This window comes from Pseudohongiella spirulinae, assembly GCF_001444425.1.
In the GTDB taxonomy this organism is placed as follows: Bacteria; Pseudomonadota; Gammaproteobacteria; order Pseudomonadales; family Pseudohongiellaceae; genus Pseudohongiella; species Pseudohongiella spirulinae.
In genome coordinates this window covers 182,203-208,724 of record NZ_CP013189.1, presented here as the reverse complement: position 1 = coordinate 208,724, position 26,522 = coordinate 182,203, and the positions used below count along the sequence as shown (strand labels likewise).

Annotated in this window: 33 protein-coding genes; 2 read left to right on the top strand and 31 right to left on the bottom strand. The window is 49.9% G+C overall.

The genetic code is table 11. The features are described from left to right. Positions 1-6: 6 nt before the first annotated feature. From PS2015_RS15550 to PS2015_RS15545, 19 genes are all read right to left on the bottom strand, one after another. Positions 7-891, bottom strand: coding sequence for a nucleotidyltransferase domain-containing protein (locus PS2015_RS15550; RefSeq protein WP_156412618.1), 885 nt, complete (start codon positions 889-891; stop codon positions 7-9). Positions 892-1,050: 159 nt separating this feature from the next. Beyond that, positions 1,051-1,845 carry a hypothetical protein gene (locus PS2015_RS00965; protein WP_058020410.1) on the bottom strand — a complete coding sequence of 265 codons (795 nt, stop codon included), beginning with the start codon at positions 1,843-1,845 and terminating at the stop codon, positions 1,051-1,053. A 155-nt stretch (positions 1,846-2,000) separates the two neighbouring features. Further along, positions 2,001-2,669, bottom strand: coding sequence for a hypothetical protein (locus PS2015_RS00960; RefSeq protein WP_058020409.1), 669 nt, complete (start codon positions 2,667-2,669; stop codon positions 2,001-2,003). Then, positions 2,647-3,264, bottom strand: a complete 618-nt coding sequence (locus PS2015_RS00955) for a transglycosylase domain-containing protein (RefSeq protein ID WP_058020408.1) — start codon at positions 3,262-3,264, stop codon at positions 2,647-2,649. Before PS2015_RS00955 ends, PS2015_RS00960 begins: the two co-directional genes overlap by 23 nt. 122 nt (positions 3,265-3,386) lie before the next feature. Continuing rightward, a complete protein-coding gene (locus PS2015_RS00950) occupies positions 3,387-4,247 on the bottom strand; it encodes a hypothetical protein (RefSeq protein WP_058020407.1) in 861 nt (286 codons plus the stop codon). Positions 4,248-4,353: 106 nt separating this feature from the next. Next, entirely contained in the window at positions 4,354-4,728 is a 375-nt protein-coding gene (locus PS2015_RS00945) for a nuclear transport factor 2 family protein (RefSeq protein WP_058020406.1), read from the bottom strand. 58 nt (positions 4,729-4,786) lie between these two features. Further along, on the bottom strand, positions 4,787-5,155 hold the full coding sequence (locus PS2015_RS00940) for a VOC family protein (protein ID WP_058020405.1): 369 nt from the start codon (positions 5,153-5,155) through the stop codon (positions 4,787-4,789). A 104-nt stretch (positions 5,156-5,259) separates the two neighbouring features. Continuing rightward, positions 5,260-5,976 carry a YiiX/YebB-like N1pC/P60 family cysteine hydrolase gene (locus PS2015_RS00935; protein WP_058020404.1) on the bottom strand — a complete coding sequence of 239 codons (717 nt, stop codon included), beginning with the start codon at positions 5,974-5,976 and terminating at the stop codon, positions 5,260-5,262. A 134-nt stretch (positions 5,977-6,110) separates the two neighbouring features. Continuing rightward, positions 6,111-6,893, bottom strand: coding sequence for a DUF5677 domain-containing protein (locus PS2015_RS00930; RefSeq protein ID WP_169792250.1), 783 nt, complete (start codon positions 6,891-6,893; stop codon positions 6,111-6,113). Positions 6,894-7,157: 264 nt separating this feature from the next. Continuing rightward, on the bottom strand, positions 7,158-7,988 hold the full coding sequence (locus PS2015_RS00925; protein WP_058020402.1) for a hypothetical protein: 831 nt from the start codon (positions 7,986-7,988) through the stop codon (positions 7,158-7,160). A 172-nt stretch (positions 7,989-8,160) separates the two neighbouring features. Continuing rightward, positions 8,161-8,943, bottom strand: coding sequence for a hypothetical protein (locus PS2015_RS00920; RefSeq protein ID WP_058020401.1), 783 nt, complete (start codon positions 8,941-8,943; stop codon positions 8,161-8,163). A 79-nt stretch (positions 8,944-9,022) separates the two neighbouring features. Further along, positions 9,023-9,583 (bottom strand): hypothetical protein, encoded by a 561-nt coding sequence (locus tag PS2015_RS00915; protein WP_058020400.1) that lies wholly within the window; start codon positions 9,581-9,583, stop codon positions 9,023-9,025. A gap of 37 nt (positions 9,584-9,620) precedes the next feature. After that, the gene (locus PS2015_RS00910) at positions 9,621-10,085 is read right to left on the bottom strand and encodes an SAM-dependent methyltransferase (protein WP_058020399.1); all 465 of its coding nucleotides are present in this window, start codon (positions 10,083-10,085) and stop codon (positions 9,621-9,623) included. A gap of 103 nt (positions 10,086-10,188) precedes the next feature. Beyond that, positions 10,189-10,704 carry a GNAT family N-acetyltransferase gene (locus tag PS2015_RS00905; protein WP_058020398.1) on the bottom strand — a complete coding sequence of 172 codons (516 nt, stop codon included), beginning with the start codon at positions 10,702-10,704 and terminating at the stop codon, positions 10,189-10,191. Between the two features lie 96 nt (positions 10,705-10,800). Then, a complete protein-coding gene (locus PS2015_RS00900) occupies positions 10,801-11,466 on the bottom strand; it encodes an endonuclease NucS domain-containing protein (protein ID WP_058020397.1) in 666 nt (221 codons plus the stop codon). Between the two features lie 163 nt (positions 11,467-11,629). Further along, positions 11,630-12,301 (bottom strand): hypothetical protein, encoded by a 672-nt coding sequence (locus PS2015_RS00895; RefSeq protein ID WP_058020396.1) that lies wholly within the window; start codon positions 12,299-12,301, stop codon positions 11,630-11,632. Positions 12,302-12,813: 512 nt separating this feature from the next. Then, the gene (locus tag PS2015_RS00890) at positions 12,814-13,416 is read right to left on the bottom strand and encodes a LysE family translocator (protein WP_058020395.1); all 603 of its coding nucleotides are present in this window, start codon (positions 13,414-13,416) and stop codon (positions 12,814-12,816) included. Positions 13,417-13,520: 104 nt separating this feature from the next. After that, positions 13,521-13,943: a DUF2267 domain-containing protein gene (locus PS2015_RS00885; RefSeq protein WP_058020394.1), complete on the bottom strand. Its 423-nt coding sequence runs from the start codon at positions 13,941-13,943 to the stop codon at positions 13,521-13,523. Between the two features lie 112 nt (positions 13,944-14,055). Next, a complete protein-coding gene (locus tag PS2015_RS15545) occupies positions 14,056-14,730 on the bottom strand; it encodes a hypothetical protein (RefSeq protein WP_156412615.1) in 675 nt (224 codons plus the stop codon). A 230-nt stretch (positions 14,731-14,960) separates the two neighbouring features. Here PS2015_RS15545 and PS2015_RS00875 point away from each other — a divergent pair, with 230 nt between their 5' ends. Then, the gene (locus PS2015_RS00875) at positions 14,961-15,926 is read left to right on the top strand and encodes an integron integrase (RefSeq protein ID WP_082627884.1); all 966 of its coding nucleotides are present in this window, start codon (positions 14,961-14,963) and stop codon (positions 15,924-15,926) included. Here PS2015_RS00875 and PS2015_RS00870 read toward each other — a convergent pair. The 9 genes from PS2015_RS00870 to PS2015_RS00830 form a co-directional block, all read right to left on the bottom strand. Then, positions 15,923-16,330: a styrene oxide isomerase gene (locus PS2015_RS00870; RefSeq protein WP_058020391.1), complete on the bottom strand. Its 408-nt coding sequence runs from the start codon at positions 16,328-16,330 to the stop codon at positions 15,923-15,925. The genes PS2015_RS00875 and PS2015_RS00870 overlap by 4 nt on opposite strands. After that, positions 16,331-16,741: a GFA family protein gene (locus tag PS2015_RS00865; protein WP_237113347.1), complete on the bottom strand. Its 411-nt coding sequence runs from the start codon at positions 16,739-16,741 to the stop codon at positions 16,331-16,333. A gap of 116 nt (positions 16,742-16,857) precedes the next feature. Continuing rightward, a complete protein-coding gene (locus PS2015_RS00860) occupies positions 16,858-17,160 on the bottom strand; it encodes an antibiotic biosynthesis monooxygenase family protein (RefSeq protein WP_058020390.1) in 303 nt (100 codons plus the stop codon). A 123-nt stretch (positions 17,161-17,283) separates the two neighbouring features. Further along, positions 17,284-17,847, bottom strand: coding sequence for a peroxiredoxin family protein (locus PS2015_RS00855; RefSeq protein WP_058020389.1), 564 nt, complete (start codon positions 17,845-17,847; stop codon positions 17,284-17,286). Positions 17,848-17,903: 56 nt separating this feature from the next. Next, entirely contained in the window at positions 17,904-18,320 is a 417-nt protein-coding gene (locus PS2015_RS00850) for a GFA family protein (protein ID WP_058020388.1), read from the bottom strand. Next, the gene (locus PS2015_RS00845) at positions 18,268-18,558 is read right to left on the bottom strand and encodes a putative signal transducing protein (protein ID WP_082627883.1); all 291 of its coding nucleotides are present in this window, start codon (positions 18,556-18,558) and stop codon (positions 18,268-18,270) included. The genes PS2015_RS00850 and PS2015_RS00845 overlap by 53 nt, the downstream gene beginning before the upstream one ends. A gap of 39 nt (positions 18,559-18,597) precedes the next feature. Next, a complete protein-coding gene (locus tag PS2015_RS00840) occupies positions 18,598-20,643 on the bottom strand; it encodes a DEAD/DEAH box helicase (RefSeq protein WP_058020387.1) in 2,046 nt (681 codons plus the stop codon). A gap of 281 nt (positions 20,644-20,924) precedes the next feature. Next, complete coding sequence (gene glpQ / locus PS2015_RS00835; protein WP_335338247.1) at positions 20,925-21,983, bottom strand: glycerophosphodiester phosphodiesterase; 1,059 nt, start codon at positions 21,981-21,983, stop codon at positions 20,925-20,927. An 87-nt stretch (positions 21,984-22,070) separates the two neighbouring features. Continuing rightward, positions 22,071-24,476: a DUF5916 domain-containing protein gene (locus PS2015_RS00830; protein ID WP_058020386.1), complete on the bottom strand. Its 2,406-nt coding sequence runs from the start codon at positions 24,474-24,476 to the stop codon at positions 22,071-22,073. 202 nt (positions 24,477-24,678) lie between these two features. Here PS2015_RS00830 and PS2015_RS15540 point away from each other — a divergent pair, with 202 nt between their 5' ends. Continuing rightward, positions 24,679-24,834, top strand: a complete 156-nt coding sequence (locus PS2015_RS15540; protein WP_156412614.1) for a hypothetical protein — start codon at positions 24,679-24,681, stop codon at positions 24,832-24,834. Positions 24,835-24,900: 66 nt separating this feature from the next. Here PS2015_RS15540 and PS2015_RS00825 read toward each other — a convergent pair whose 3' ends face one another. The 3 genes from PS2015_RS00825 to PS2015_RS00815 form a co-directional block, all read right to left on the bottom strand. Further along, on the bottom strand, positions 24,901-25,320 hold the full coding sequence (locus PS2015_RS00825; protein WP_156412613.1) for a hypothetical protein: 420 nt from the start codon (positions 25,318-25,320) through the stop codon (positions 24,901-24,903). Next, entirely contained in the window at positions 25,317-26,072 is a 756-nt protein-coding gene (locus PS2015_RS00820) for a cytochrome b/b6 domain-containing protein (RefSeq protein ID WP_058020384.1), read from the bottom strand. The genes PS2015_RS00825 and PS2015_RS00820 overlap by 4 nt, the downstream gene beginning before the upstream one ends. Positions 26,073-26,215: 143 nt before the next feature. Beyond that, positions 26,216-26,449: a hypothetical protein gene (locus PS2015_RS00815; RefSeq protein ID WP_058020383.1), complete on the bottom strand. Its 234-nt coding sequence runs from the start codon at positions 26,447-26,449 to the stop codon at positions 26,216-26,218. Positions 26,450-26,522: the final 73 nt, after the last annotated feature.

The following is a 26,522-nucleotide window of genomic DNA, read 5'->3' as shown; positions in this document are numbered from 1 at the left end:
ATATTTCTAATTTGAGTAATAGTAGCTAGGAAAGTTATAGGCAAATACTTTATCCCACCATTCAAAAGCCTCGCGCACACTCCCAGATCTCTCAGAATCCCTTGCATTTTGTGATCTAGTGGCTGCAGTATTTAACTTTGATAAAGCTGTCATTTTTCGGGCATCTGACGAGCAGGGATATATTAGGCCTGAAACTCCTTCTGGATCCTGAATTGCTGCTAGATTAGAGCTTTTTAATTTTTGAAAAATCGAGTTCAAATCTATGTCATATATTATTGAACTTTCAGATTCCATCAATTTAGTAACTCTTAGCTCTAAGTAAAATGATGATATTGGAACTTCACAGTAATATTTCCACGCCTTCATAAACCGGATGAGAGGCTTTAATTTCTTACCCAAGCGATTGTTATGATAAGTAACGTAGGCATTGTGTGTGGATGGGCTAGACTTCATCCACCCTCCGTTGCCATCTGGGATATCGTAAATATTCTTATCTTTACTAGTCTTTCCTATGAAATCAGCCGGTATCACTTCAGCAGTATCCCAGTCACCAGAACCAAAGTCCAAAACTACTGCCGGCGAATCAACATAGACAGGTGTGCTTTTAAAACGATCTTGCAAGCACTCTTTAATCTCTCGCAGGCTAGTTGTTGAGTTTTGCTTTAACTTATTAGTTGGTATCGAAGCAAAAAAATCTACATCACTCAAATTGGATACATTGGTCCCATTGTTCGCTGACCCGGAATAAAACAACTGATTCAAATCATAATAAGCTTCAAGTCTTGATGTGATTGAGGACTTGTGTGAAGTAGCTTTCCCTGACTGATAACCGCTAGGTGTTATTTTTGTATGGAAGGCCATGAATCCCTGTTCAACTGTACGCGTAGGCATTACTACAGTTCCTTACTAAGTCAAAATATGTCTGGTACCGGCTAGGAGTGCTAACGCTCGCTTCAGTTGCACCGAAGCCGGAGCGACTTTGTGTTATTGTTTGAGCGCAGCGAGTAACACAAAGTCGCGTAGGTTTTGGTGTCAATCTGGAAGCGCTTGTTAGGCTGCGCTTTGATGGTTATATGGTTTCAATATTTTGGCAATATCTGGTAGGTCAAATTTGTCTGAATCTAGATTCACCGCACCCACAATGGTAAATGACCTACGAAAGAACACCAAAAAAATTGACAAACGGCCACAGTCAGAAAATGTATATCCATAGCTGAATTGATCCTTCAGACTTGTATTGCATCGGACTATGTCAGGATAGCCCCGGATATACTGTGCTAGTTCAGCTGGCAATTTGCCTTGAGCGACTTCTAAATTCGAAAACCATCGGATTGCTATTCCCGCGTCATGGTTAAGGATGGTTCCCGTTTGCTGGTAATACAAAGCAAGTATTAACTTTCTAGAAAAATTTGTAACTGCTTCATTTACCAACGGACCAACACGAATTAACGGGGCATTGCCTGCAGCTTGGCCCGGTTCAAGGGCGATATTATTCTCTTTCAAAGCCTTCTTCTTTTGATTCGCCGTACCCCTGATCTCTTCCATTACATCAGGGCGGTATCTTTCTAGTGTTTCGCAAATTTTCTTAAAATCCTCGGTTCGTTTTGCCCCGGCGGGATCAGGATAAAGGCGAGAAATGAAGGCAACTATTTCCTCATCGTAACGAGTGGCGCGATTACATCTGACACAAGCAGGAAATTCAAACCCTTCAGGCCATTGCCTATCATCAAAAATAGCCCTGGACGGAATGTGATCAGGCTCCTCAGCTTCGGAGCCGCCGCCACAAAAACAGCAGATGGGATGCTCTGCTAAAAATTTCTCTCTTTTTTGCTTTTTGGAACCCATCGCTGTTACCGATTGTGCTGCCTAACGCCCGCTTCAGCTGCGCTAAAGCCGTAGCGTTTTTTTGTTAATGTTTGAGCGCAGCGAGTAACACAAAAACGCGAAGGTTTTGGCGTCGGTCTGGAAGCGCTTGTTAGATTCCCAGTTCCTCCAAAGACTCACGCTATGCTTCCTAGGTTGAGTGAGATCTGCTGAATTGCATGATTCCAAGATCTATAGCAGCGGATGGATGCGTGCGTTGGCGTTGGCGCCCCATCAGTTAGCCGTAGTTTTTCTGTCAACAGCCACATGCCCTGGCTAATGCTCTTCACAGTCGGATAATTGGGCAGATTTGGGATCATTTTTTGATCAATAAATCCGCGGGCCAGAAGCCCGATTCCGCGCGCAGCGTTGTCCTTCCAGAAAGCGTGCTCCCGAGAATTCGCAGCTTTAACGATCCCACCATCGAACTCGTAAGTCCAATGGTTGAACTCATCCCGCAACTTTCCGAACAATGTTTCTGACACTACAAACAAGTCAAGATCGGAATTTGGCGAGAACTTAGTTCCTTGTTTACCAGGCGAGATAGAGCTGCCGATTCTGGCGCTTCCCGTAAGCGAAATTTCTTTAGGATCGACGTCGAGCCGGGTCGCCAACCATCCGCGCAGAACCTCAAAAACCGCCGGGCACTCAGCGAACGCATACGGGATTCCTTCCGTCAGCCATAGCCGCGCCAATGCGACACATGAACTATTCCCACCACTACGTGCGGCTGCAAGCACCGCCTCCGCTTCTGGATGTGCGCCTCTAAGATTACGAAGCGGATCAGGAATTCGAAATGGTTCCATGATTTGCAATGCCTGAGAAAGTACCGCGTTTTGTAGTACCCGAATCAAGCGCGAGAAGATGGTGAACTCTCAGGCTAATCCGGCCGAGTTGCCGTTCATTTTGATGACGTGGTTGAGGGTATTTGAGGCGCGCTACAAGATTCGCCGCGCCGATTTTTGAGTCGATGTCAGTGACCTTCGATATCCCCTCGAAAGCCTGCTGGAATCCGTGCATGTTCCAGCCGTAGTAGGCCACCCATAAATAAATACGGGCAATGTCCTTCCGATCAAACGTATGTGTGAGGCGCACTGCTAGGACAATTTCGCTGATTTTGCGCCATATCGTTCGCTCATACCTCTGTGTTATTGTACGCACCAACTGCATGGCAACTGTCGATCCGCCCTGACGCCTTCGGTGGACGCAAGTCATCCAAACACTCCTGATCAGTGCGATTGGGTCGACCCCCAAGTGTAGCTCTATACGTTGATCCTCGCCAAGGATGAGAAATTCGCACATTTGGGAAGTTGGTTTAGGTCCAGGTGCGGATTCCAGTTCTGCAAGTGCAACTGAACTCGCTGATCGTACCTCTCGCCATAGCTTTGCAAGTGTTTTCATATAGCGCATCCTGTTAGGAGGCAATCTAACGCCCCTGATCTGGCGCGAAAGTATGTTGGCGTGGCTTTTGCGCCTTTTGCAAAAGGCATGACGACATACTTTTGTCGCTCAGGATCGGTTTGTTATGCGGACTTAACTTGTCCAATAAGTTTTCGTAAGTGAGATACCGCATTCTGGGCGTTTTCGTTAAGTTCTGGTGCAGACCACAAGAGCCACTGTTGCATATTGGAATAGCGTGGCTTTTCAATTCTTATGTCCACGATGGTGGATGCGACTGCCAAGGCGCCAACGATGTCGCTGCCTTTGAAGTATTTAATGAACATGTCTTGGTGCTCCGCTAAAAAATTATGACACTGGCCTGAAAGAAAGTCCGCGGCGCCATCGAAAGTGTCAGCCCCTACACCCTCGCCTTCTGGGAAAAGGTCTTCAATGCTGAATGCCACGATCCCAAGCCCAGGGCAATTGGCCCGTATTTGCTTTACTGCGTTCGACACTGTCTTTGAAAAGTTTGCCTTCGAATAAATTTTCTTACATGCAACTCCAACATTCATTGATGGAAGTCTAAGCATGACATCAGGCTCATCAAGTTCTGCAGCACCGGCTCTTAGCTCATTTAGTGAGCGCCAAACCTCCAGCTCAAATAGACTATTTCTAGCTGGCGAGGGAGTTCGATTCATAAATCGCAGATCGCCTGTACAAAGTTTCCGCAGGTAATGCTGTCGTTTCGCATGCCCTCTCAGAAGCATCAGAGCCTTATGAACTCTTTCCAAATGCAGACCGAGCAGTATGTCTCCTTCTGCGACTTGTCCCGTCTTATTCGAAGACGAGGCCAATTCAAGAGCGCCGTTAATGAGTTCGGTCAAACCTGACTGGGGATGAAGCTTTATCCCTTCTGCCTTGTATAGGTCGTCTATTTCACTTGCCCGATCGCCAAGCTCGGACATTGTTATGGTTTTACGATTTTTCGATCTGGTCTCGATCATAGGCGCTGAGGGTCGCTAGGCCGCATAACGCCCCGCACAAGGGCGGCCAAAAAAGCGAAGCGTTTTGGCTGTCCCAGCGACCAACGGGAGCGATTGATGCGGATTGTTATGTTTTATTCTTATCGAATGCATCTGTCGGTGTTCCTTGATGGAATCTGAGCCTCCAACCACTGCCCGATTGTTGCCAAAGAGAAGATCTGCGCGCAAAGTTTGTAAGAACGCCTTCAGAGTCCACGTGCGCACTTCGGTATGTTATCAACATCAGATCATCTCCGGCTAAATGTTCCACATAGTCCTGTGAGACGACGTCAACTGGCGCGGCTGACATTAACAGACTCATGACCTGCTGTTTGTCATAGATAGCTCCTGAGCGCCCTATCTCAATAAAGTCGTCATGCAATAGCTCTTCTAGTCGTGCGATGTTCCTGCGCACAGACGGATCGTGCAACTCAATTTCCAGCATGACGACAGATTCAAACATTGTGCGGTATTTTTCCTTTCAGGCTTCACAAGTCGCTATTGCTGCTCGGGCACACATTTTAGCCCAAATAATTTTGGATAAACTCAATTCGATTGCCAAAGGGGTCATTACTGAAAGCTCTCTCAACGCCGGGTATATTGTGATCTTCAGTAACATTGAATCCATTAGATTTAAGTGATCCCATGAGCGAATTTAGATCACTTACAACAAGTGCAGGATGCGCCTTTTTTGCTGGAAGAAAATCATCTTCAACGCCCAAATGTATCTTAACTGCTCCTGATTCAAACCAAACACCACCGCGTGCTTGTAAAGCCTCTGGTTTCTTGACTTCGGAAAAACCTAAAACATCGCCATAAAATGCCCGCGCTTTTGATTCTTGGCCCGCGGGCATCGTAAGCTGAACATGATCTATCGACAAAATATTCATATTTGGTTTTCCTGGAAACAACGCGTCAGCCGGCGGAAACATAACGCCGCGCTCTGCGGCAAACTTGGAGCGCAGCGTAAAGTTTGCCCGACAGCAGCGCCTTGTTAGTTTTGGTCATTCTCATCCCAAAAATGGAGGACTCTTTTTTCTCGAAGATCCTTTTTAACTTCATCTACGATTTCCTTAAGCCGAGGATTTCCCTCTTTTTCTGCCATCATCTCCATAGCTTTGAATATGGTTTCTCTGCCGCCGCTAGTAATATGGCGCTTGGCCATTGATGCCTTTATAGTCCCGCACGCCAGTCTATAAGGGAAAGGATTGGCCTCAATTTCCTTCAGCCTTTCTTTGTACTCATCAGTAACATCTTCCCAGTCAGATAATTGGTCAGCTTCCTTGTCAAAATGGGCGGGGGCAACCTTGCTCGGCTTTTTCTTATCCAGAATACTTATGCCTGCTTTCTCATATACTTTCGCGATTAATTCAGAGCAAAAGGAAGAATGGTCATTTCCCGATCCCATAAAAATCTTGTTGTAATCTTGCCTAAGAAAGTAGAGGCCGGCCTTGCCTAGCTCTTCTTGCTGATCTTCTGAGATCCCCTTTAGTCGAATGGCTCTCCATTCATCCTTACACTGCACAAGCTCATCCAGAATGAAGGTTACGTGGACACCACCATCGCCGGTGGCATGCACAAACGTGCCATCGCCTAGCCCAAGTTCAACATGGCTAGAAATGGAATTCTTGTAAATTGCTTTCTGCGCGGCCACCAGCCCTGAAGATAACTTGTTATCTCCAGTAACTAAAAGCACATCTCCTATTAGCACTAAACCTCCTTAAAAACTAACGCCCCTGATCTGGCGCGAAAGTATGTTGGCGTGGCTTTTGCGCCTTATGCAAAAGGCATGACGACATACTTTTGTCGCTCAGGATCGGTTTGTTAGATTGCATTCACAACTTCTCAATCTGTTTCAGATATTTCATGAAACAGGGTTGTTATCTCTTCAGAGATTGCGTCGATTACGCCGACCATCTGCTCACTCTCTTCTGGGTCCGTAACGAGAAATTCAAAGTATTTTCTAATCCCATCAAGTATCACTAATGGCACAAAAACATATTGATTTACGTGCGTAGGGCAATTGTGGTCTCGCGGAACAATAACTCCATTTTTTTCATCCAGGTAATGAAACCAAAGACTTGCCCATGTGCCATGCACATGATGCGAACCCATCCTTTGGCCAATAACATATGCAAGCCTGTCGTGCCCTACCTGCTCAATCATTTGTGCCAGATTTGGTAGCTTTCTGGATTGAGCAATGTACTCTTCAGTTAACCCAGCTTTTCTGAAGTAATTTTCGATGGAGCGCAGCATGCGTTCTTCAATAGCCATTACATCGCCATCTCTACTTCGGATGTTTTCTTCAATCTTCTGTTTAAACTCGATTTCGGTTTTTAGACCTTCGGCTATGAATCTGTTGAAATGATCATCCGTCGGGTTCGTGCAAAGCCAATTCAGCTTTATGGCTGACTCGAAGATGCAGCGATCGATTATGGATGTTGTTTCCCCAAACAGCCCCTCATGCGAAAGCGTTACATTTGACAAAATAAGCCTTGAGCATCTATTGAGGAGACCTATCAATATGGAGTGGTGAATCGGGTCGATCTCTCTTACCGCTGGTGAGTCCAATGAGATGCATGCGAAGTAGTTTGCTAAATGACCAACATATTTGTACCACTCAAACATAATAGGACTGTACTCGCCGGTGTCTCTACACCTATTAAGCATGTCCTCTGTAAATTCTGGAGGTAGCGGAATGTTCATCGGTTCCATGATTGAATCTAACGCCGAAGTTCAGCGGCCTCGGAACGAAGCCGGCTTTTGTGCAATAAAATGAGCGGAGCGAATTGCACAAAAGTCTGCGTAGTGTAGAGGTCCGTCTGCAACGGATTGTTATGTGGTTGCCGGACAACATAGCTTGCTCTCAATCTGCCCGCCCCTCGGAACTGGTCATCGCGGATTTAAGCGCTTGTACTCAGTCAACCATTGTACCCACTCGTCTGGCAGCGACCCCCCGTCCATTTCTACCACGGACAGCAGTGTGTCTGGGTTGTTGCCAGCGAGCGCCAGAAGCTGAAGAACCGTCTCACCATTAAATTCTGGGATTTCACCGTCAGGTAATATCGCTGGCGTCGCGTTCGCTGGAAGGTGAAACGTGACAGCTCCTCTCTCATCCAAGAACTCGAGCCGCGGCTGGCCGGAGCCATCCACATAAAGCCGGATTCTTTCATTTCCGTTACTATCCCCCAACACGACGATTGATTCGCCAAATCGCTGCCCACTAAACATTCTTGGAATCATGATTTCTCTTGGGTTCGGATCCCGCCCAACAAGTTCTTTGAAGCGCGCTCGCTGGCCGTCACCCGGCGCGCCGGGATATTGGTCCCAAACGGTCAGACCCCGTTGAGACCCAAACGGAGTTTGATGCGTGAAGTAGCTGGTTACTTCATTCGTACCGTGTTGGTCAAGGTTGAAACGCACGACGTCACCCTCAACATGTAACCCGCCTACCTCTTGACCGTCAGGGGCATAAATCGTAAATCCTGCCCCTGCACTACGCTCCCATTCGCCTGGCATACGTTCTGCGTTATGAAGGATCATTCTCGGTGTGCCATCAGCGTCGATTAGATTGATTCTATTTACAGTAATCTCCTCAAACGTGGACTCTCCTCGTAGCAGCTCTATCTCCCGCTCCAGCTCAGCCATTCTGTTCTGAAGCTGATTTGAAGACGCGCAGGCGGAAACTAGAATAGTGACTGAAATTGTGATCAAGAGCTTCATTAGTCCCTCCAAGGATAATTCAAATTATTAGCAACCAATTTTTATGGCGGAGCTGAACGCATGATCATTTGATTTTTCCCGAACTGAATTATGCCGGGGAGATCGAACCACATAACGCCCGCGTAATAGGCGCGAGCTTGCGAGCGTCCTAATTGACGCGTTTGTTATAAATTTACTCTGAAAATACATATTCATGATGAGCCATGAATTCAGCCATTGCTTCTGATGTTTCCATATCTGAAAAATCAACTACCGCTTTCATGCTCTGTGCAAAATAGAAATTCGATATTCTCAACCACACGGCTACGGTGTTTCTGTTACTTTCATTATCAGAGTACATATTTGATGCGTCACTAATCCAGATAGACGGTGGTATTGAATGTACATATGTTGAAAGGTCAGCTAAAACACCTGAAACAAAATCCGCGTGCTTGCCGCATGCGTTACTTAGTCTTTGACGCCTGCTTTGATAAAACAAAGCCTCGCCTGACTTCAATCTATCCATCGATTTTTCGTAAAGCTCTGAATTTTTGATCCTTTCCCAATACCACTGTTTCGTATGTTTATATATTTCCTGTGCTTTCTCAGGAAGAATTTCTGACTGAACTTTGTTAATCCTACTGGAAAGATACAACCCCATAATATCCCGATGAAGATTAAATCTTTCTGAATCCTGCTCATTAACGAGCATGTCTATCACATCGTGTGTGTCTACAACGTTCCTGACTATCGAGGCTATTGAGCGCTTATCTAGTGGTTCATTTCCGAACTCGCGTGCAGGGAGCAATTTGAACAATGATATGCATGTGGTCTGCAAGGTTGTTGCCAACACGATAGTTGGCCAATCTATGAAATCTTCACTTTCATATCTTTTATGAAGCTCATTGATATACGGTTCAAAAGCACTGACGCCTTTATATAAAGCCGATCCCTGAGATATTAAGTGCTCAGTCATTCTTCCCTAACCTCAATGTGCGGCAATTTATAACGCCCGTATTCACGCGCCAGCTTCGCTGGTCGCGTGCAATTATTTGTTAGGCCAGGTCTGACTTATTTCGTATGCCAATCAACCCAAACACTTTGCCAAACAGTAACCGGCTGAGGAAGGAAATAACTGCAACGACAAGCGCAACAATGAGCGGGAGCACGCCACCGAAGGTAGCGGTCATACCGACCACGAATCCCAAAATGTACTCGGCACGGTACACTGGAAACACCAATGCGCAAACGAACAATCCAACCAAGGCTCCAAAAGTAATATTCTCGGCACCAAGCCAAAACGATGTAGCCATTGCCGCCCCATAAAACAATGCACCTACAAGCGCTACGAGCATGGGGCGTGGCAATCCGAGCAAACGAGCTGGAGCTGGAGCTGGAGCTGGAGCTGGATAGGTTCGCACTCGCAACCCAAGAATCACAGCAATGGCCGGCAAAGTAATCAGCCCTAGCCAGTTTGATATCGCAGGTAGATCCGGGTCGTTGAGCAGGTTGTGACTTCTCACACCGCCCGTAAAATGTTCAAAACCAAGATGGCCAGCGGCCAAAAGAATTACAGCCACAGAAAGCAGAATTGGAAATCGATTTGGTTCAGTCATTTTCTGGATGTCCCCGCAGCCATATTAATCGGATGCTCTATTCAGAATGCCAGTAATATCTCATTAGCTCTTGTGACCATAGAGGCTGATGGATTTTCTCTCTAGGCAGGAATTCAGCCATCACAGGTTTAATATCAAGAACAGGCGTACCCACGATCGCATCCAATCCAAGCACTGTTATGTTTTTGCCGTTCCTGCTAACCAATTTAGCAATTGACAGCCCAAGCCGATTGGGTCGATTTTTCCCACGCTGGGAAAATATGCCTACCCGTGGCCAGGAAGAGTTGCCACGTGGGTGTCTTGCACCGCGTTCTATCTCTTCCTCTGTAACTTTATTGAAATGAAAGATGACTTCAATGTGCGAAAACTCTTCAATGCCGTCAAGGGCTTCCGCGGCGAAATCATCACACATCTCTATTCTAGAACTGACGTTTGCCCAATTATCATCTTGCAAGTCTTTTCGGCCTCCATAAACATATCCGATAGGTCGCAAAGTAATCATCAGAATTCCCTCAAAAGATTGCGTAAAGCCTTAATCACCGGTAGATCGCGAGTACAGCGAGTAATTTTTTCGATGCAGCAAATTATTAGGCGCTGAATCAAGGTTAACGGCGTAACATGGCGACTCGTTGATCCGGATCGGGCAGAACTTCACGTTGAGCCCGTAGAATTGCACAAATCTCTGGCCCACATTCGCTTTCGTTAATCACAACAAATCCATGTCGTTCATAATATGGCCCATTCCACGGCAGGTGTGCGTAGGTTGTGAGCCAGAGAGATCGACCAGCACTCCACGAAATTGCATAATTCAGCAGTGAGGTCCCAACGCCGCGCCGCATATAACTGGGGAGTACAGCAATCTGGTCGAGGTAAGGCTCTCCATCAACGATGCTGAGAGTAACAAATCCTATTGGAATGTTTTGGCAATCAACTGCTACATGTGCAAGCCCTTGTTCGATTGCACTCGCCCACCGAAGTGATTCGGCCAGGACAAAAGGGTGCCCCTCTTCTAACGCGATAACGAGTCCTGCCGCAGCAAATAGCTCACCCGCCGCATCGTCTATTGCGACAAAATTATGCAATTCATCAGGACGAGCAGCGCGCAATGAGAATTCAGCCAAGTTTTATGCTCCATAGCTATAGTTTACAAGTGGAACTGCCGAGGCGCCTAACGCTCACCTAAAGTGCGCGCTTGCGCGTCACATTTCAGGTGCTTGTTATGCATTTTTTAACTCAATTTTCATAGAATACGTTTTACATTGAATATCTCGGTTGGTTAAGCAAGCTGCGAGAAGCCCGCTATGTATCTCATGGGCTATGATTAGACCCTTGATTTTTTTATCGGGATGCTTTTGCTTTAGTACACCGATATACATTGATACTTGTCCAAATACAGCAAAAGTTGCTCGTCCTGACTTGAGCTCCACTACAAGCAATTCATTTTCTCGTTCCAACAGAATATCAATTCTAACGCCCTCAATGGAGTATTCTGAGCCTATCAAAATATAGTCAGGAAACAGCTCATTTATCTGACTTTCTAGAGCTCTATGTAAGTCCTGTTCATATGTAAAATTTATAATTTCAGAAACTTCAGTCTCCGTTATACGGCCCTCTGGCTCATCAACCTCATCTGATAGGTTTAGCAGAAAATTGCTATATTGAATTATGGCATTCCTAGCGGAGCCGTTCCCATAATCTCCAACATGACGCTTTGCTCCGTTCAAATCATATAGCGCTCTGACTTCTGCAGCTAATTCACAGTCCTGAATGTCGAAGATATTCTGGCCATAATCACGAGATAAATGATTAATACCAGAAATATAGCTATTTACTGAATTCGCTGAGTAACGAGCAGACAAGTAGATTTTGAATTTATCTTTCATATTTTCTACGAATTACCTATGTCCTTTGCATAACGCCCCTGATCTGGCGCGAAAGTATGTTGGCGTGACTTTTGCGCCTTTTGCAGAAGGCATGACGACATACTTTTGTCGCTCAGGATCGGTTTGTTATGTGCGTACCAGATTCGTGACTTGCTCATTTGGCTTAGTATCGATTTAGAAACAAATACGGGAAGCGCCGGTTAGTCTGCTTCTTTATCAAGCTGTGTAAGTAGACGATATGTTGGAAGAAGTGCCCTTTCAAGCTGTAGCCGGTTATGCCCATAAAATGCATCCTATTTCGACTTGCGATAATTTCGTCTAAAGCTAGTTTATGGGATTGCGAATAGCCAATTTTATTCAGATAGCTATCCTTGGTTAATGTACTCACTGCTAAAGTCTTGTCTGAAAGCTTTATCTTGACGCCTTTGCGAATGGCGGCCCGGTATTTCAGGAAATGGATGGGGCTTTGTTGTTGCTCCTCCCTCCATTCTTTTGGAGATGTAATGACATGAGGGATAAATCTGCGCTTCAACAGCATGCCTTTCGCGTAATTCTCGAATGCAGAGACAATAGCTGTGTCATCAATGGTGTGCTTGTAAAATCTAGAAAACAGGAGATGTAACGATGCCATGAGCTCGCCATCCTGTGACTTTTTCCGCCGCAATCGTTCAAGCTGACGATTAATAGTCATTGCGTAGTCCAAATTCTTGAATATTTCTGAGCTGGCCAAGAAATACCCCGCTGCATAGAACACCGGATTTAACTGCGACTGAAGATCGCCGCCATTTTCGTAGCGGTCTTTTAAAAAGGCGAATTCACTATCCCAGCTTGGCATTTAATAGTCTCGCTAAACGCGCGATTTTCGAAGTAGCACATAACGCCCTTAGATAACCGGCGCGGCGCGAAGCGCGCGTCCGGCGACCGAAGGGAGCGAAGTTGATTGTATTGTTACTGCACGAAGCGCTGCAGCCGACAAAACCCAAGTGTGCGCAGCAACAGCGGAGCATGAAGCCGAAGACAACCACTGGGTTACCGACTGCCACTTGTCAGCGATGCGCCTTGTAGAATGCACTTCCCAGCCGACTGCTTGTTTTTGCAATTTTCTCTCCGGCTACCACATCACCATAGATGGCGTTTTATTGCATTGGTTCTGACAACTGCGCTTCTGAACTTCCCGGCGGCGTTCGCGGCGGCAAGCCCTATGACCCGCCTGGCACTCACCCAACTACGTGCTCTGTGCTTGAAGCTGGCACACCGATAGTGCAGTAACGCCGCGCACAACGGTGGCAGCGCAGCTGCCATCCGAGCGCCGAAGGCGCGAATTGATGCGCTTTGTTAAGCGCTTGGTTATTCACGGCCCACCGCCGCCAATGCAGCACCGGCCCCAATAAACAAACTCCCACTGAAGATACCCACAAACCGATTGCCCGGCGCGGCCTTGAGTTTGCTGGCAATTTTGCTACTGAACAAAGCATAAAGCGAATCGAGCGCCACGGCCATTAACCAGAATATACCCGACAGCACGGCAACTTGCGCCAGATAAGACTGTTGAGCTGAGACGAATTGCGGCAGGAACGCACCAAAGAACAGAATGGTTTTGGGGTTTGTCAGTGAAACCCAGAAACCCCGCTGAAACGAACCCACTGCACTGGGAGAACTCAGTGTTATGCCGCTCATCGAGGCTCGTATTTGTTTGTAACCCAAATAGAGCAGATAGGCTACGCCCAACCACATGAGCCATTTCAGACCTTCGCTAACGGCAGTGACGAACCAGGTCGTACCTATGGCAGCAACCAGCAGCTGTACGATCATAGCGGCACTTGTGCCGGAGACAGTCTGAAGCCCGCGGACCTTGCCATGCACAATACTGGTTGTGACGATGACAATCACATTAGGCCCTGGAATGATGATCAGGCCGAAAGAGAGCAACAAAAACAGTGTCAGATCCATGTTTAGTTTTCCGTAGGCTGATTACCGCTTAACGCTCATTGTTAATGGGCGCGCCACGCAGTGGCGTGTCCCAATTGAACTGATTGTTATGTGTTTCTTGCCAACTATTTCCAACCCCAAAATTGCTGAGCTTCTACTGGAAGGGTACGGATTACCCTAGCAAATTTGTCTTTATCAACATATTTTATTAGAACAGTCCTTACATCCTGAATTGCAGTATCTGTAGAAAAATTATGTTCTGTTCGCAGTTGCTTGACTTCTTTATTCATCTCGGACAGATCGCAAAAGCTCTTTATCGGCTCGTCGGTGTCCCAATCTGAGACAAATATTGCGCATAATATTGCTGGTAATGTATCTGCAAACTTTATCGCATCATTAATTTGTAGCCGTCGCCGGAAAACCTGAAATACTCCCTGTACCATGGTATAGGTCTGATGGGAGCTCCCAAAATTCGACAAATCACGAAGTTCTGTCAAAAAGCTATAAAACTGATCTGAAGCTCTTTGGTACTCTTGAGGTAAAGGCATTTCCGAAACTAATCTCCACTAAGTTAACTGTCCTCGCAGTCACGCAGACACATAACGCCCCGGTAACCGGCGCGCAGCGTCCGGCGCCGAAGGCGCGAAGTTCACCGGTTTGTTAAGTGTGCTCTTGAACATAATCAAGAGTTCTGCCAAATCTTGGGTTCATTTCTCTAATCGCATCTATTTCGATCTTGTATACCGGAACTTCAATCTCCCAGTAGTTATTTGAGGTGTCATGCACCCTGATTTTAGTGATGACCCGATAGTCTGGATCCATGTATGGATAATCAAGCCCTTTGCTTGGTGCCTGCTCAAAGTAGATCAGGCCGTTTACGTACTCACCTGGATGAAGGTATGTTTTTATTTCAGACTTTGTAGAAGAATTTCTCTGTTTTAGGAAAGGAAACACTTTCACTTCGCTATCGCTCATAGGCAATCTGAATTCCTCTAGCATAGGTGTTTCCTTGCGCAACCAACGAAACGACTCTCCATCAGCATTGTCAGCGCTCCGGTACCCAAGATGAATATCTCCGATCTGAACAGGAACTCGACCAATATTTGTAATTTTCAAATAAATTAAGAAAGCTGTTCTGTGCGCACCGCCAGCCTTATCCAGCGAATCAAAACTGGAACAAAAGGATGGCTCCTTTAAATCTTCAAGCTTAAGTCTGGGTCTGGAAAGAAGTTTCCTCACAACCCAAACAGAAACCGATAGCAATATAGGTATGACAATGGCTAGAAAGGAAATCCATCCAGAATTATTGTTTGTCCATTCTACTAACCCTGACATTTGTCCACCAAACACTTAACATTTGTATCGTGCTCAGGCACGATTAGCCAGTTTTTCTGCACGTTAACTCAATACAGCTGCTTTGCAAACAACTTGCCCAACCTTCTATCCCGCAAAACAATAACTTCGTCACTTTCCGAAACCGCCTCGTTCAACGTGCGCACAAACTACCAAATAGCTGTGCTATAACAATATTCACGATAGTTGTGCCATTAGACATGGAGGTTTACATGCCAAGCCCATTCCTTGAAGAAGTCCGCCGTGACATGCGTCTGCGTGGTTATGCAATCAACACCGAAAAAACCTATCTGCACTGGATCCTTCGTTATATTTATTTCATTGACCGGCGTCATCCAGCGGAAGCGGGTCCCGACGAAGTCAGAGCGTTTCTGACCCATCTGGCGGCAGACAAAAAAGTCGCCATCAATACCCAGAAAATAGCCCTCAACGCTGTAGTCTACCTTTATACAAAATTCATGAGCATCGACCTGGGCGATCTCAATTTCACCCTTGCGACCAAGCAACGTAACTTGCCGACAGTACTATCTGTCGAAGAGGTCCGTCGCATTCTTACCCACCTGGAAGGCCGCAACAAACTTATTATTCAATTACTCTATGGCAGCGGCTTGCGGGTCAATGAATGCTTGCGTCTTCGCGTTAAGGACATTGATTTCAGTCTGATGTCCGTCACCATTCACGACGGCAAGGGCCGCAAAGACCGCACAACTCTGCTCAGCGCCAGCGTTGTTGAATCATTAAAGGCCCAGATCGACAGTGCATTGCTTGTACTGAAACAAGACAATGAACGCGGGCTGGGCCCATCCTTGCCAACTGCGCTGGCAAAAAAATATCCCAATGCATACCGTATGGCCGGCTGGGCCTATCTGTTCCCTTCGACAAGCTACAGCGCCAATCCCTATGACGGAACTCTGTGCCGCCATCACCTACATGATTCTGTGGTGCGCAAGTTTCTCGCTATTGCTGTGCGCAGAGCCGGCATGACCCGCAAGAAAGTCAGTTCACATACCTTCCGTCACTCATTTGCAACCCACTTGCTGCAGAATGGTGCGGACATTCGTACGGTGCAGGAGTTGCTTGGCCACAATGATCTTAGTACCACGCAGATCTATACACACATTCTTGGCAGGCACTATGCGGGAACGGCCAGTCCACTGGATCGCCTGGGCAATTCTTAACCGCGCCTCACGCCCCACCAGGATAACCCGGCCGCAAACACAGCCACTACACCTACACTACCCAGCAGCACCAGCACTGCCGCTTCTGCAGCAGCACCTCCTTCCATGCCTGCGGCAGCTACTGGTGTCGTCCGCCCGGCGCCCAGCATGCCGCCAATCAGGCAGCCAATCCAGTTGGCATAGCTGCTGTAGATCCACAACCATTTCAGCCACAGCAGTTGATGATCGCTCAAGCGGAAGTGCGTCCAGATAGCGCCTATAGCAATTAATAGCAGGCCGCTCATCATACCGATCGTGTGAGCCGACACGGCCAGCCGAGGAATCGCAGCCAGCGGCACAAAAAATGCGCCAATCAGCGACATGAATATCAGGGCAAAGGCCCAACGGAACAGACTGGTGTTCACTTACGCACCATGTCGCGCAAACACCTGCGCTTGAGTCAGTTTTTCAGTGTCATTGGCAAATGCGTAGTAGTCGGGCTTGTGATCAATGAAGATTTCTTCCTTGAATATCAATCCAGGCAAATTCTGGAACAATCCCGCCATCAATGTGTAGTGGCTGCTATTTTTCAGGTGGTAAAAGAGGTGTGTTCCGCAGACTTTGCAGAAAGCTCGCTGCGCCCACTCGGATGAACTGTAAACAGCCACGCTCTCTTTGCCGTGAATTTTTGGAACGTCAATGGCTGTAATGCCCATAAACGGACCACCGCCCCATCGCCGGCACATGCCACAGTGACACACTTCCACTGTTTTAACAGTCGGGGTGGTGATAGTGACCGCCCCGCACAGGCATTTTCCACTCATGGTGTCGCTCATATCTAGCTCCCCCGAACGCTGTCTGGTTTTTGTGATATGCGCCGCCGGGCACGCTACCGCCCTACGGTGTCCCCCGCAAGAAAGAACCGGCCACTGGCAACCGGTGGATGTCTGACCTACAGTATGAACTCTCGCGAGCTATAGTCGCGACCAATCTCGGCTATCTGGACGCTGTAGGCGGAGTACCAGTGCTCACGCCCCATTTTTTGGGCAGCGCGGTGTTCAGGGTGATCTTTCCAGGCTTTGATGTGGGCCTCAGAGGGCCAGTAGGAGAGTGCGATTTCAGAATCGCCTTCGGTCACGGCTGTAAATTCCAGGCAGCCGAATTCAGACAGGGCAAGCTCGCGCATGCGGGCAGCTGTGGTGGAATACTGCGCGTCCAGTTGTTTGACAGTGGCGCGAAAGATAACAACAAACACAGCTCATTCTCCTTATGGCCGCCGGGGTTCTTGCTGTCCCCGAAGTGGTTGTGTCATCTGTTTAAAGTAAACGTACGAAAATTGCAACCGTTTCCGCCCTACACGACGCTAAGTCGGGATTAACTACAGTTGTCGTGCAGCCTCCAGTACGTAGCCAAAATCGGGTCGGTCCCGGTAGTCTTCCTCGGCAAATTTAGCCAGCACGGTGCCGTCTGAACTCAGCAAAAAGATGCCGGGGTAGGGGATACCATAGGCTCGGCTGCCAGGCTCATAATCGGCATTCAGTATCCCCAGCGCGCTCACATGCCGGGTACCTTCATCGCGCAATAACGGAAAACGGGTCTCATAGTCGATTTCAGCGTTTTTCAGTGTGTCTATTGAATCGTAGGTCATGGTGGCAACGTTGAAACCGAGGGCATCGAATTCATCTACGACATCCACCAGTTGCTGCAATTGTGCAATACAGTAAGGGCACCAGTCGAAGGAACGACTCAGAACCAGCAGCAGGCCTTTGTCACCGCTCAGATCGTCTAGCCCGCGCCGGGCGCCGGTCTGGTCGGGAGCATCAATGGCGGGTATCTGGCTGCCAACCGGGAACTCCGGCGCCCAATTGAATTCCTGTGCGATTGAGAATGAACTAAAGAGTAGTAATAAGCTGCCAATAATCGGCATGAGCGGGTTTTTCATATAGGGCCCCAGAACTGATTGTTATTGTTTAAGTAGACCCGGCATTCTCTGATTTATTACTGCGTCGGTGTTTGCAGTCGATCTGCCGGGTGATTCACCCCGTCCATCCATTGCAGCTCGCCCAGATCGCGCGGGTTCACTCCTTCCAGGCAGGCAACATTAAACCCGAACTCCTGCGGGTTTGAGCGGCGCTGGTGATGCGTGTAAATGCCGCAAACGCTGCAGAAATAGTGCCTGGCTACGCAGGTATTGAATTGGTAGAGGGTAAGCTTGTCACGGCCCTGGATAATGCGGATAGCGGGTTCGCTGGTGGTGCCCATAATGGCACTGCGGCGCCGACAGAAGGAGCAGTCGCAGCGCCGGGGACTGACTACACCATCAGGCAGATGCAGCTCCATTACAACAGTTCCGCAGTGACAGCTAAGTGTATGAAATGCCTGTATCGGGGTCGGTCCGATCTGCTTGATGCTCATCGCTGTCCTCCTGACCTGCCTGCTGTGCGGCAGACTGCTCGTAGTCATCAATCACGGACTGTGCAGCCTGGCAGTCATCATCGTGCACCTGCACGGTGGCAAGCCCTTGCAGGGGCAATCCACCTGCGCCGCCTTGCAGGTAGTGTCCACCCACGTGGGCATCAATACCGTGCGACTGCAGCAGGCCGGCTACAATATGGGCTTCAACAATGTCTGCCGCATGGTAAATGATTTTCATGCTGGCAGTATGGCAGAAATTCTTCTGCCGCACAGCTAGTTAAACCTTTTTGCTTGTGACTCGTCGCTTGCCCTTGTCCTTGTTGACACGTTTCTTGGGACCGGCGCGCTTTTTCTCTTTGGGTTTGTCAGCCGCCTTTGCGCCGCGCGGCGCCCGCGTAGGCTCTATAAAGGCATCACGACGTGTGCTCGTTCTTGGCTTGCCTGGCTTGCGTGGAGCATCGCCATCTGCCGCGCGCGCTCTGGGTTTGCGAGGTGTATCGCCATCATCCCGGCGCGGTCGGCGCTCAGGCCGGTCGTTGCGTTCGAACCGTCCACGACTGGCAGGTGCGGCCTGCGACGCAGAGGTGCGCGCCAGATTCAGTGCCTGACCGCACACACGGGTGCGCTGCAGTGTCTGAAAAACCTCATCAGGCATGCCTTCTGGCAGGTCGATAGTAGTGTAGTCATCAAAGATCTGGATGCGGCCAATAAAGCGACCTTCAATGCCACCCTCATTGGCAATGGCACCCACAATCTCACGGGGGGTGACGCCATGTGTGTGACCTACGGCCAGGCGGTAGTGCTCCATGCCTACTTCAACGCCGTCCTCATAAATACGCTCGTCCCGACGCTTGCGCGCTGCCCGGGCAGAATGGTCATCTCCGTCCAGGAATAACGCCGCCTCATCATCGCGCGCCGGCACTTTGCTGCGCACTTTCCGCGCGGGTCGATCATCATCATCTTTAAATGGTTGTCGTGGCGCCTTGTTGACAACATCTTTGACAGACGGCTCCAGAGGCCGATCTTTCTGCAACAGAAATGCCATGGCTGCTGCCGCATCTTCCAGTGAACAACCGTATTCCTGGATCAGATCAGCGACCAGCACATGAAAGAAATCCAGATTATCCTGTTCCAGGGCATTGGCAATGGTCTGCTTGAACTGCTGGCTGCGCTTGAGAATCAGGTCGCCACGGGTTGGCAGTTCCATTCGGGTAATTTTCTTGCGCGTGGTTCGCTCAATGGATTGCAGCATGCGCTGCTCGCGCGGTGCAACAAACAGAATGGCTTTGCCACTGCGGCCGGCGCGGCCGGTGCGGCCAATTCGGTGTACATAAGCCTCATTGTCATGCGGAATATCGTAATTCATGACGTGACTGATACGCTCTACGTCAAGACCACGCGCCGCCACATCGGTTGCCACCACGATATCCAACTGGCCGTTCTTTAACTGTTCAACAGTCCGCGTTCGCAGTTGCTGGTTCATATCACCGTTCAGCGGCGCTGCGGAGAAACCCCTGGCATTCAGCTTATCGGCCAGTTCTACGGTGCTGTTTTTGGTGCGCACAAAGACGATCATGCCGTCGAACTCTTCGACTTCCAGCATACGGGTCAGCGCATCCAGCTTGTTGGTGCCCTGCACCAGCCAGTAAAACTGTTCGATATCGGCGTTGGTGCTGGTGGCACTTTTGATGCGTACTTCTTTGGGGTCTTTCAGATATTTGTCGGCGACATTGCGGATGGCCGGCGGCATGGTGGCAGAAAACAACGCAACCTGACGTTGATCAGGCGTCTGCTGCAGAATCATTTCCACATCGTCAATAAAACCCATGCGCAACATTTCGTCGGCTTCATCCAGCACCAGGGTATTGATGTGTTTCAGATCCAGCGATCGACGGCTCAGGTGATCCAGCAAACGACCGGGCGTACCCACCACCACATGCACGCCACGGCGCAGCGCCTGTAGCTGACGACTCATGTCCTGACCACCATAAACCGGAAGTACATGGAAGCCGCGCAGGCCTTCGGCATAGGTCTGGAAGGCTTCGGCCACCTGAATGGCCAGCTCACGCGTCGGGCAAAGTACCAGCGCCTGGGTTTTCGGGTTATTCACATCAATACGCGCCAGAATCGGCAATGCAAAGGCTGCGGTTTTGCCCGTACCGGTCTGCGCCATGCCCACAATATCATTACCATCCAGCAGCGCGGGAATCGTGGCCTGCTGAATGGGCGATGGTTTCTCGTAACCAACGCGCCCCAGTGTTTCTAACAGGAATGCGGGAAGATTGAGCTCGGCAAAACCGAGATCGGGCGTGGTGCTGGACATAATCGTTGCCTGCTGGCGTGAAGAAGCAATAAATGGGGAATTCACAAAAAGGGCGCGCATTATACGCCACTCTACAGCCAAAGGTAAACTACTGATGGGGACGGAGACCGGCGCTCCGTCCCCCGGCGCCCCAGCGGGGCGCTCTAGCAGTATGGCACTGCCCCCGGGGACGGAGGCTGCCTCCGTCCCCCGCGTATCCAGGCCGGTGGTTTAACGGGTAAAGCGCCCTTTGGGCGTCGGGGGACGGAGCGCAGGTCTCCGTCCCCGCACTGCTCGCCTGATCACTTTGATTTCAGGAAGTCTACCGCCCGATCAGGGAAGTCGGTGAACAGGCCATCTACGTTGGCCTCAAAGAAGAACAGCTCCAGCATGTGCTCAAAGCTGTCGGCGTAGGCGGGGACCTGCCCTTCGTCCAGGCGGAAGGTATAGGGGTGCACCTGCAGGCCAGCCTGGTGAGCATCGCGCACCAGGGAGCTGATCAGCAGACGATTGCGGGTGGATTCGGGGCTGATGATCATACCTTTTTCGGGCCCGATGCCATCGGCGTAGCGCGCCAGCTCGCGCATACCGCCGGGTTGCAGAATCCAGTCGTAAACCTCATCATCGCCCATCAACTGCACCAGCTTCAGCTCCACATCCAGAGCCGGGAATACTTCTTCCTTGACGCGTTTCAGCTCGTCGAACTCGAAAGTCTGTACATAGACGTTGCTGTCCTTGTTGATATAGCCGTAGCGTTTCAGCTCCGCGAGCACCGCCATGCCAATGTCTTTGCCATGTTCATGGTGAAAGGCCGGAGCCTTGAGCTCGGGGTAAATGCCGACGTCGCGGCCCATCGCCTGGTTCATACCTTGCACCAGCTCAATCTGTTCTGCCAGCGTATGAATCTTAAAGGAGGACTGCCACAACGGAAAACGTCCCGGATAGATCTTCTGCTCTTCACCGCTGTCGCTGAGCCGGTAGCCCTCGGTCACCTGCAGTTCGCGCAGCTCTGCCAGAGTGAAGTCAATGACATAGTGGCGACCATCGTCTCGGGCGCGGCCGGGGAATCGATGACGCACATCGGTGTTACGGTCCAGGGTCAGGTCGTGCCAGACGATCAGCTGATCGTCCCGGGTCATCACCACATCCTGTTCCTGAAAGTGCGCACCCATGGCATAGGCCATGGCGGCAGCGGGCAGAGTGTGTTCCGGCAGGTAGCCGCTGGCTCCACGATGGGCCACCACCACCTTGTCAGCCGCATCACTCTGCGCCATGGCCGGCGCCAGAGGCACTACATTCCCCGCAACCACACTCATGATCAACGCCCCACCCAGCATTCGCTTCAGCGAAAAGATGGCCATCAGTGTACTCCTTTATCCGTCAAATAGGTGTGTCAGTATGCCTGTCGGAAGCAGGCTACGACAATTGTTTGACCGCCAGATGACAAATCAGTTACCCAGCCGGTAGCGTAATTTCACTACCCAGGTGTCACTGATGCGCTCACTCCAGGCATCAAACAGCAGATCCTGGAACTCTGACCCAACATCGCTGGGCAAATTACTTCCCCGTGTATAAACAATAAACAGATCCGACAGCGGTGCAATCTCCCAGCGATAACGGGCCTGGAAACTCATCCGGCTGACGGTAAAGTCATCCGGCGTTACATTGGGCTTGGCAGAGCGTATCAGTCGTGTCACATCTGTCTGGTTTATACGATAGAACTTATCCTCATGCGCCTTGATACCGGTCCACTGCACGGCCAGCCGGAACTGCTGCTTGGAGTTGATGAAGTAGTTAACATTCCACTGCGGCGACCACTCATTGGCACGAAAGGCGGTCATTCGGTCACCACCCCGATGCACCAGCCATGATTCACGATCACGGTAGCGGACGTTAAACTCCGTAGAGAAGCGGTCATTGGGCTGCCAGTCCAGGCCAATTGAGTAGTTGATGTTACTGCGCTTGAGATCTTCCTGACCGTTGCCCGCGCCAAAACGAATACTCAATGGGCGGGACCGGTCACTCTGCCAGGAAACATCGTAGGCCAGTCGATGCGGTATTTTATAGGTACCATTGCCACGGCTGAGTCTGTCATCGACGCGTGGCGGAAAATAGCGGAAGTTGAGGTTCAGAGAGGTGTTGTCATGGAACGTCATGTTCTGCCCAAAGAACAGTCCCAGACGCACCGGCCGACCATCTGTATTCCACTGGTTGATGACGTTCATGGAACGGGTCAGCGATCGGTATTTTTCCAGCCCTGACTGCGTCACGCTCAGCCGATAATCCAGCATCATGTGGTCATTGCGCTGCACATAACCGACATCGTTGATTTCCAGCTTGTCATCAAAAAAGGTGCCTGTGAACGTGTGCTGAACGCCGCGCTCTGGCCTGAAGTTCAGGTCAAAAAACGCACCTTTACCGGTCTCTCCATTAACATCGCTGTGCAGGAGCTGACCGTCAAATACCCAGCGGGTATCTGCGGAAAAATAAGCCACATCAATGGCATTGACGGTTGCCTCACGATCCGGGTGGTCAAGCCGCGTGCCCATCCAGCCGATACCTCGGCGACCACCGCCGGAGGTGTCTTCGTAAAGTAGTCGGCCGACAGCAAAATCACGACCGGTCGACTGAATGCCAACACGACTGCCATCAGCAGCGCGTCCACGAATCAGCATATCGTCTTCCGCTGCCACCAGCGTTCCGTAGCGCCAATTGCCCTGCGATCCGGTGACTTTGACGGCACCCAGCAAATCGGCAGGCGCATTTCTGTCGGTGGCACTGACCGTGACACCCGCAGGTGTGCTGAATCTGGGTGCAGCCCCGATACGACGGGTATTCAACACAGTCGTTGGCCCAAAAGGTCCGCCGTTAGCACGGGGAGTGGCGCGAAAAACATCCTGTCCTTCCAGGAAGAAGGTTCGCTTCTCGGAAAAGAACACCTCAAAGGCACTCAAATTTACAACCACATCATCCGACTCCACCGTACCGAAATCAGGATTGAGTGTCGCCGATAGTTGCGTGTTGGAATTCGGCCGCCAATAGATATCCGCACCAACCCGGGTATCAGATTCGCCGCTGATGTTGTTATACGTGGCAGAGGCGTAAGGGTAGAAAGTGAATTGCGTGCGCGGATTGATACCCGCGACTGAAAACTTCTGAAATGCCGACAGGTATTCCGGATTGGTTCCCGGTAATGCGGGCCAGGACCAGGTTTCGTTGAGATGCGCCACCATGCGCTCCATATACAGTCCGATCTGACGCGTCTCACCCGATTGTGGCAGTTGCATCATGCCCCAGGGTATGAACATTTCCGCCGACCAGCCATTGTCCAGCTCCTGAGTGACTGCATCCCAGGGACCATCCCAATCCCGGCTGATCTGTTTCTCCGGAAGAATGGTGCCATCGGAAAAGGTGCCGCCCAGATTGATCCGCAGGTAATAGCCGTAAAGCCCATCGCCTGACGTGTCGATTGACAGCACAAACCCGTCACGGGGCACGCCCTGATCTCGCGAACTCATGCGCGCCACCAGCGTGTCCGGGTCCTGATAGTTCATCACGCCGACGTAGATACCACGTTCGTTATAGAAAATGCGTGCCTCGGTTTGCATGGAGGCCGGTGCCAGGGTATCCGGGTTGATGACCCGCATCCCGTCATAGGCTGGCAGACTCTGCCAGACCGCCTCATTCAGAAAGCCATCCAGTGAAATGGCGCTATCCATCCTGGTCAACGGAATAACATCTGCAGAAGGTGAAGGTTGAGCAAAAAGCGACGGGGAATTAAACAGGCTGACGAGCGTCAGACAGACAGGCAGCAGGGCGGACGACAGACGGCGACCAGTGAACGGAAATTGCACGGTGGGTGATCCTTTTACTTTTTTTAATTGATCGCATTATAACCACAAGAATTTTCCTCATTGATCACGCCGTCATCAAAAACACCCTGTCGTTTCACTTTGTTACAGATGAACCGCGAATTGCCACATTGTCAGCGAATTAATGTCACAGCCCCCTTGTCAAATCTATTAAAGCCACCCGATACGCATCAGAGGTTATTGCATGCGAATGTTCAAACGACAGATCAACCCGATATTTGTAGAAGAAGAGCAAGAGTACAACTGGAACGAAAAGCGAGGACTTGGCACACGGCTAACAATCCTGTTTTTGTTGCTTAGTGTGATTGCACTCCTGGCGTTTATCGGTATGCAATTATAAAAACGGCCGGGCAATGTCCACTGACATCAACCCGGCCGCTTACAGCCTTTCTTGTACAACAATGACTTACTGTGCAGGCTTGGGAGCCGCCGCATTCACGGCCAGCGACGGTGCTTCTGCCGACGGTCGGAACACCTCGCTGTAGAGGAAGAAATCCGTCAATACCGAACGCAAATGAATAGAGGCGTTCAGATTGTCGACCAGTTCCGAGCTCATGCGCGGCTGCGCCAGCACAAACTTCAGTGCAGCGCTGGCCTTGCGGATATCATCGGCAATGACCTGCTCATAGTCGTCCTCACTACCTGCCAGCGCGCCAGCCACATTCTGCATGGAATCCAGCATATTCTGCAGGGTTGGTCGCGCATGCGGTGGCGGATAGTTGTTTTCATCGTGCGGTGGACGCCCCTGCGCAGCATAAGCAAGCAGGAACTCATAACCGGATTCGACGACTTCGATATCCTTTTCCAGATCTTTTACTGCACTCAATCTTTCACCTTCCATTTGTTCTTGTCGTGATACGCATTCATTTCGTCTTCGGAAATCCAGCCTTTAACCATGGAGCGAGTGTAAAACTGCTTCTCGGGCCGGACAGCAAAATAAATATGGATAGCGGTAAATGCAATCAGGGCCAATGTTGCCAGCCCGTGCAACAGGAACATCAGACCCAGTTGCGCTTCATCACTGACCGACTGGCGCTCCCAGAATGGAGTATTGATGTGCGTGAACAGGATAACCCCAGTGACGATGACCAACAGCACCAGAATAGTCATGGCCCAGTGCATGCCTTTCTGCTCAAAGGAATACTTGCCGGGTTTGCGGTTTTCATCAAAAGGCTCGGCAAAATCGGCTGGCGTCAACAGCATGGACTTGAAATCCTGCCAGAAGGTGGCTCGAACAATATGGAAGGCGACGACGAAGGTCAGCACCAGGCCGGCAATCCAGTGAATATTCAGCCAGGCAAACTTGATACCGATAATTGGCATCACACCTGTCGCGATCAGAACCAGAACTGAGGCCGCCATGATCCAGTGGAATGCCCGATCGATGGCATCATGACGATTGACCTTGGGTCCGTCTGCCGATGGCTTGGCGCGCTTTTTGGCCAGTGCAGCCATAACAATGGCATGCCCTGCCAGCAATATCAGGATGGCAACTGCCACCACCCATAAAAGGTCCCAGGCCACCCCCAGAATAACCTCATCACCCCATACATCGCGTTTATAACGAACGATTTCCACGTGATATCCCCTCAGCTGTTAGCTTTTGCTTATTTTTTACAGGTGCTTTCCTGACACCATCATGACGATCAGTTTAACGACTATCAGTTTGCCGGAAAACAGAGGCGCTAGAAGGCGAAGAGTAATCCAGCTCACCCGTTTTATCAAGCTGAGATCTGTGCCAGTGCGTAACCTGGCTGTCGACCACCATGACCAGGGAAACTTGACATATTCTGTTTCGATGGTATTGTGTCCAGCCCCCACAAAATAGCGCAAAGCGTTTTGGGACCATCCGGAAGATCCCGGATATGCAGTCCAGGGGTGCAGGCAGAATCACCGAACCGTGTCAAATCAATAACTTCTAATTCACGCATCTTCCAGTCAGTGGTGCTACTCATAAAGCTGTGCCTGACATCACGGGAGCGATAAACGGTGGCCGAGCGGGATACACAAATAACGAATTAAAGAGAC

Excerpts from the sequence above, each read along its gene's own strand:
- PS2015_RS00815 (WP_058020383.1), bottom strand. The coding sequence starts at position 26,449 with ATGAGTAGCACCACTGACTGGAAGATGCGTGAATTAGAAGTTATTGAT.
- PS2015_RS00900 (WP_058020397.1), bottom strand. The coding sequence starts at position 11,466 with ATGAAAGATAAATTCAAAATCTACTTGTCTGCTCGTTACTCAGCGAAT.
- PS2015_RS00945 (WP_058020406.1), bottom strand. The coding sequence starts at position 4,728 with ATGTTTGAATCTGTCGTCATGCTGGAAATTGAGTTGCACGATCCGTCT.
- PS2015_RS00885 (WP_058020394.1), bottom strand. The coding sequence starts at position 13,943 with ATGCCTTTACCTCAAGAGTACCAAAGAGCTTCAGATCAGTTTTATAGC.
- PS2015_RS00930 (WP_169792250.1), bottom strand. The coding sequence starts at position 6,893 with ATGTTTGAGTGGTACAAATATGTTGGTCATTTAGCAAACTACTTCGCA.
- PS2015_RS00850 (WP_058020388.1), bottom strand. The coding sequence starts at position 18,320 with ATGAGCATCAAGCAGATCGGACCGACCCCGATACAGGCATTTCATACA.
- PS2015_RS00950 (WP_058020407.1), bottom strand. The coding sequence starts at position 4,247 with ATGATCGAGACCAGATCGAAAAATCGTAAAACCATAACAATGTCCGAG.
- PS2015_RS00890 (WP_058020395.1), bottom strand. The coding sequence starts at position 13,416 with ATGGATCTGACACTGTTTTTGTTGCTCTCTTTCGGCCTGATCATCATT.
- PS2015_RS00915 (WP_058020400.1), bottom strand. The coding sequence starts at position 9,583 with ATGACTGAACCAAATCGATTTCCAATTCTGCTTTCTGTGGCTGTAATT.
- PS2015_RS00895 (WP_058020396.1), bottom strand. The coding sequence starts at position 12,301 with ATGCCAAGCTGGGATAGTGAATTCGCCTTTTTAAAAGACCGCTACGAA.
- PS2015_RS15550 (WP_156412618.1), bottom strand. The coding sequence starts at position 891 with ATGCCTACGCGTACAGTTGAACAGGGATTCATGGCCTTCCATACAAAA.
- PS2015_RS00940 (WP_058020405.1), bottom strand. The coding sequence starts at position 5,155 with ATGAATATTTTGTCGATAGATCATGTTCAGCTTACGATGCCCGCGGGC.
- PS2015_RS15545 (WP_156412615.1), bottom strand. The coding sequence starts at position 14,730 with ATGTCAGGGTTAGTAGAATGGACAAACAATAATTCTGGATGGATTTCC.
- PS2015_RS00920 (WP_058020401.1), bottom strand. The coding sequence starts at position 8,943 with ATGACTGAGCACTTAATATCTCAGGGATCGGCTTTATATAAAGGCGTC.
- PS2015_RS00965 (WP_058020410.1), bottom strand. The coding sequence starts at position 1,845 with ATGGGTTCCAAAAAGCAAAAAAGAGAGAAATTTTTAGCAGAGCATCCC.
- PS2015_RS00840 (WP_058020387.1), bottom strand. The coding sequence starts at position 20,643 with ATGTCCAGCACCACGCCCGATCTCGGTTTTGCCGAGCTCAATCTTCCC.
- glpQ (WP_335338247.1), bottom strand. The coding sequence starts at position 21,983 with ATGGCCATCTTTTCGCTGAAGCGAATGCTGGGTGGGGCGTTGATCATG.
- PS2015_RS00875 (WP_082627884.1), top strand. The coding sequence starts at position 14,961 with ATGCCAAGCCCATTCCTTGAAGAAGTCCGCCGTGACATGCGTCTGCGT.
- PS2015_RS00960 (WP_058020409.1), bottom strand. The coding sequence starts at position 2,669 with ATGGAACCATTTCGAATTCCTGATCCGCTTCGTAATCTTAGAGGCGCA.
- PS2015_RS00910 (WP_058020399.1), bottom strand. The coding sequence starts at position 10,085 with ATGATTACTTTGCGACCTATCGGATATGTTTATGGAGGCCGAAAAGAC.
- PS2015_RS00925 (WP_058020402.1), bottom strand. The coding sequence starts at position 7,988 with ATGAAGCTCTTGATCACAATTTCAGTCACTATTCTAGTTTCCGCCTGC.
- PS2015_RS00955 (WP_058020408.1), bottom strand. The coding sequence starts at position 3,264 with ATGAAAACACTTGCAAAGCTATGGCGAGAGGTACGATCAGCGAGTTCA.
- PS2015_RS00845 (WP_082627883.1), bottom strand. The coding sequence starts at position 18,558 with ATGAAAATCATTTACCATGCGGCAGACATTGTTGAAGCCCATATTGTA.
- PS2015_RS00865 (WP_237113347.1), bottom strand. The coding sequence starts at position 16,741 with ATGAGCGACACCATGAGTGGAAAATGCCTGTGCGGGGCGGTCACTATC.
- PS2015_RS00855 (WP_058020389.1), bottom strand. The coding sequence starts at position 17,847 with ATGAAAAACCCGCTCATGCCGATTATTGGCAGCTTATTACTACTCTTT.
- PS2015_RS15540 (WP_156412614.1), top strand. The coding sequence starts at position 24,679 with ATGCGAATGTTCAAACGACAGATCAACCCGATATTTGTAGAAGAAGAG.